General features: G+C 70.0%; 5 protein-coding genes. 2 read left to right on the forward strand and 3 right to left on the reverse strand.

Annotation, left to right across the window (positions count from 1 at the left end; translation table 11 throughout):
• Window positions 1–208 precede the first annotated feature (208 nt).
• Together ACODRW_RS24115 and ACODRW_RS24120 are read left to right on the forward strand one after the other, a co-directional pair.
• Entirely contained in the window at window positions 209–763 is a 555-nt protein-coding gene (locus tag ACODRW_RS24115) for a cysteine hydrolase family protein (RefSeq protein ID WP_488906894.1), read from the forward strand.
• A 21-nt stretch (window positions 764–784) separates the two neighbouring features.
• Complete coding sequence (locus ACODRW_RS24120) at window positions 785–1,171, forward strand: VOC family protein (RefSeq protein WP_488906895.1); 387 nt, start codon at window positions 785–787, stop codon at window positions 1,169–1,171.
• Here the strand turns inward: ACODRW_RS24120 and ACODRW_RS24125 are convergent.
• From ACODRW_RS24125 to ACODRW_RS24135, 3 genes are all read right to left on the reverse strand, one after another.
• Window positions 1,095–2,561 carry a lipid II flippase MurJ gene (locus tag ACODRW_RS24125; RefSeq protein ID WP_488906896.1) on the reverse strand — a complete coding sequence of 489 codons (1,467 nt, stop codon included), beginning with the start codon at window positions 2,559–2,561 and terminating at the stop codon, window positions 1,095–1,097. The genes ACODRW_RS24120 and ACODRW_RS24125 overlap by 77 nt on opposite strands.
• A 13-nt stretch (window positions 2,562–2,574) precedes the next feature.
• Entirely contained in the window at window positions 2,575–3,435 is an 861-nt protein-coding gene (locus ACODRW_RS24130; protein ID WP_199225973.1) for an acyltransferase, read from the reverse strand.
• Window positions 3,432–4,030: hypothetical protein (locus ACODRW_RS24135; RefSeq protein WP_488906897.1), on the reverse strand; the 599-nt coding region annotated here is incomplete at its 5' end. The genes ACODRW_RS24130 and ACODRW_RS24135, both read right to left, overlap by 4 nt.

Raw genomic sequence — 4,030 nt, forward strand, 5'->3', positions numbered from 1 at the left:
GCCGCGCGGAAAGCGGCACCTAAATCATCATCCGCGCAGCGGACTCAACAGAAAAGCCCTCACAAATCACAGCGCAATCAAAGGAGGACACATCTCTCCGTGAAAGCAGATTCAACAAAGCAACCCTCTCCAAATACAGAGCAATCTATCGAACACCCCCACCTCCCCTGCTACACTAAACCCCCGCCATGACCCCGGCATCCCCGCCATGCACACCGCCCCCGCCCTCATCATCATCGACATGCAACAAGGCATGAGCCGCCCCGAAGCCGGCCCGCGCAACAACCCCCAGGCCGAAGCCAATATCGCCCAACTGCTGAACGCCTGGCGCCAGGCCGGCGCGCCGCTGCTTCACGTACGCCACATCTCCCGCACCCCCGGCTCGCCGTTCTGGCCCGGACAGCCCGGCGTCGAATTCCAGCCGGCGCTGGCCCCGCTGGCGAGCGAACACGTGATGGAAAAGAACGTGCCGGACGCCTTCGCCCACAGCGGCCTGGAACGCTGGCTGCGCGTACGCGGCATCGAACAACTGCTCATCGTCGGCGTCAGCACCAACAACTCGGTGGAGGCCACCGCCCGCAGCGCCGGCAACCTCGGCTTCCGCACCCTGGTGGCCGCCGACGCCTGCTTCGCCTTCGACAAGGCGGACTACGCCGGCACCCCGCGCAGCGCCGACGAGGTGCACGCGATGGCGCTGGCCAATCTGGACGGCGAGTACGCCCATATCGTTCAATGCGCCGACATGCTGCGGCAGCTGCAATAAACCCTGATCAGGAGCCCAACCATGCAATTCGCCTACACCATTCTCTACGTCTCCGACGTCGCCGCCTCGCTGGCCTTCTTTGAAAACGCCTTTGGACTGAAGCGCCGCTTCCTGCACGAATCCGGCGATTACGGCGAGCTGGACACCGGCGCCACCACGCTGGCTTTCGCCGCCCACCCGCTGGGCCGCAGCAATCTGCCGGAAGGCTATGTGGCGGCGGATGCCTCGCCGCTGCCGCTGGGCATGGAGATCGCGCTGACGACCGACGACGTGGCCGCCGCCCACGCCCAGGCCTTGCGCCACGGCGGCGTTGAGCTGCAAGCGCCCTCGCTCAAGCCCTGGGGCCAGACGGTGTCCCATCTGCGTTGTCCGGATGGGCTGCTGCTGGAGCTATGCTCTCCGATCTAAAACGCCAGCCCAGCCCCAACAGCAGCACGACTCCGGCCAAGGCGGCCAGCGCCAGTTGCGGCCACGGCCCGGAGCCGCGCAGCGGGAACAAGACAAGCCCGGCGACGATCAGCGGCGCGCACGCCGCCGCGCCCTGGCGCGCCAGCTTTGACGGCAAGCCCTGGCCCAGCCGGACGGCCAGCAGCGCGCCGGTCAAGCACACCCCGGCCAAGGCGGCCAAGGCCAGGCCGGGCAGACCCAGCCAGCGCGGCAGCGTCAGCAACAGCGCGGCGCTCAGCGCGCTGCCGGCCAGTTCCACCGCCAACGGGCCGCGGGTGTCGCCGCCGGCGTAGCAATAGCGCGCCAGCAGCGCGTTCCAGGCGCCGAACACGATGCCCGGCGCGTACAGCGCCAGCAGCAGCGGCAGGTCGCTCGCGGCCAAGCCGGCCGGCAGCAGCAGCGTCACCAGCGCCGGCGCGGCGCCGATCAGTCCGGCCGCCGCCGGCAGGGTCAGCAGGCCGCAGGCGGCCAGGCCGCGGTCCAGCAGCCGCAGCCGGTCCGCGTCCTGCGCGCCGCTCATCTTGCTCAACAAGACCTGGTTCAAACTCATCAAGGCGATCAGCGGCAGATTGATCAGCTTGCGCGCCAGATTCAGCAGGGTAATCGTCCCCTCGCCCAGCAGCGAGGCGGCCAGGCGCTCCAACAAGCCCAGGCCCTGGCTGGCGGCCCCGCTGGCCAGCAGCGGCCACAGCCGCCGCCAGACCTGCCGGACATCGCCACGGCCGGCGCGCAGCCAGGGCCGCCAGCCCAGCCGCCAGTTGCCGGGCAGCAGCGCCGCCACCATCAACCCGCTGCCGGCCAGAAAGCATTGCGCCAGCGTCGCCGCCATCGCGGCCGACCCGGCCCAGTACAGATAGAGCGCCGCCGGCAGATTGAACAGCAGCGAGCCCAGTCCGGCCAGCAGGAAGCGGCCCTGCGCTTGCAACGGCGCCGCCAGCACCGCCTGGGCCAGCAGGCCGGGCGCCAGCCAGGCCAGCCAGCGCAAAGCGGCGGCGGCCGATTCCGCGTGAGCGGCGCCGATGCCGGGGGCCAGCGCCCGCGTCAGCCACGGGGCGGCCAGGCTCAGCAGCGCCGCCAGACCCAAGCCCGCGGCCAGCCAGTGGCGCAGTTGACCGGCCAGCCAAGCGCAGCGCCGCTCCGGCGTCTGCGCTTGCCACAAGGGCAGCAGCGCGGCGGACAGCAAGCCGCCGGCCAGCAGGGTGCGCAAGGCTTCCGGCAGGAACATCGCCACCAGAAAGGCGTCGCTGCGCCCGCCGGCGCCCCAGGCGGCCACCAGCAGCCACTCGCGGGCGAAACCGGCTAACAGGCCGGCCAGCGTGGCCAGGGTCAATAAGGCGGCGGGACCGAACATGGCTTCGATATCATCAGTGGAACAGGGTGAACAGCCCCTTGCCGCCCACCTTGTAATTGAGATCGCGCGGCCGCTCGCCCATGGGCTTGGCCCCGCTGCCGCCGACGATCTTGTACGGGGCCACTTCCTTGCCCACCACGGTGTTGGCGGTGACCACCGCGCCGCGGCCGATGCGCGCGCCGTGGCCGATCAGCGCGCCGGTGGCGATCCAGGCGTAGTCGTCGATATAGACCGGCGCGGACACCGACCAGAATTCCGGCGCGCTCAGGTCGTGACTGCCGGCGATGATCTTGGCGTAGGAGGCGATGGCGACGTGATCGCCGATGATCAGCCCGGCGCGGGCGTCCAGCAGGCAGTGCCAGGCCACGCAGCTGTCCGCGCCTATCACCAGATTGTTGACGCCCAGCACCTCGGTGTTGCGCCACACGCTGGAGCCCTTGCCGATGCGCGCGCCGCCCAGGCGCAGCCAGGCCAGCCGCAGGTGGTGGGACGGCAGCTTGTTGATCAGGATGTTGTAGCCCTGCTCCCAGGCGCGCAGCCAGCGGTCCTTGAAAGTGGCCCAGTTGAGGCCGTAGCGCGGCACCAGCTGGGTGGGCACTTCGTCGCGCAACAGCGCGTAGAAGCGGCTAGCCAAGGGGTGCGGGATGCGGCTTTCCATGTCGACGGAGACGATGGACACGCGCGGTTCGGCGGCGTCGCCCTCTTCGAAGGCCACGTTGTTGGCCAGCATCCAGTCGTAGGCGGCGGCCAGTTCCGCCGCCGGCGCGCCCAGACGCGCGGCGTAGCCGTCCAGCCGCTCGCGCAGCGCGCTGCTGTGGTAAATGCGGTGGCGCAGCGTCAGCGCCGGCGCGGCGGGAAGATCGGTGGGTTTCATCGCGGTTTCGCTTTCGGATCAACGGTTTTCGGGCCGGCGGGCGCGACGGCGCTCAATAGCGGATCGCCGCGGCCGGCCAGCCGGCGCGCCGCTTGCAGATTGACGCCCATCAGCAGCCAGAACAGGCCGATCAGCACCATGGTGAAGCTGTAGTAGTGGTCGAACAGGCCGGTGAGCAGCGCCGCCAGCAGGCCGGACAGGGTGCCGAGCCAGATCGCGCGCTCCGGGTCCAGCGCGGACAGCGGGCCGCGCGGCCGCGCCTCGCGCCACCAGGCCACGGTGACGGCGACGAAGAGCAGCATGCCGGGCGCGCCCAGCTTGTAAACGTAATTGAGCCAGAGGTTGGAGATGCCGAGCAGGCCGCTGTCCGGCGGCGGCGGATCCACTTTGAAGCCCAGGCCCAGCGGATAGGCGCGCATCGCGTCGGGGAAGCGGCGGTATTCGTCCATGCGGATTTCCGTACTGGCGTTGCTGGCGGAGAAGGTGGTGGCCAGGCGTTCCTGCAAGGGCGGATAGAACAAGACCAAGGCCAGGCCCAGCGCCGCGGCCAGGCCGATGATGCGGCCGGCGTGGGGGGCGCGCCGCCCCCACAACC

This window comes from Chromobacterium sp. FG89, from assembly GCF_057808735.1.

Bases quoted from the DNA above. Each gene is read 5' to 3' on its own strand.
- ACODRW_RS24120 (WP_488906895.1), top strand. From the start codon at position 785: ATGCAATTCGCCTACACCATTCTCTACGTCTCCGACGTCGCCGCCTCG.
- ACODRW_RS24130 (WP_199225973.1), bottom strand. From the start codon at position 3,435: ATGAAACCCACCGATCTTCCCGCCGCGCCGGCGCTGACGCTGCGCCAC.
- ACODRW_RS24115 (WP_488906894.1), top strand. From the start codon at position 209: ATGCACACCGCCCCCGCCCTCATCATCATCGACATGCAACAAGGCATG.
- ACODRW_RS24125 (WP_488906896.1), bottom strand. From the start codon at position 2,561: ATGTTCGGTCCCGCCGCCTTATTGACCCTGGCCACGCTGGCCGGCCTG.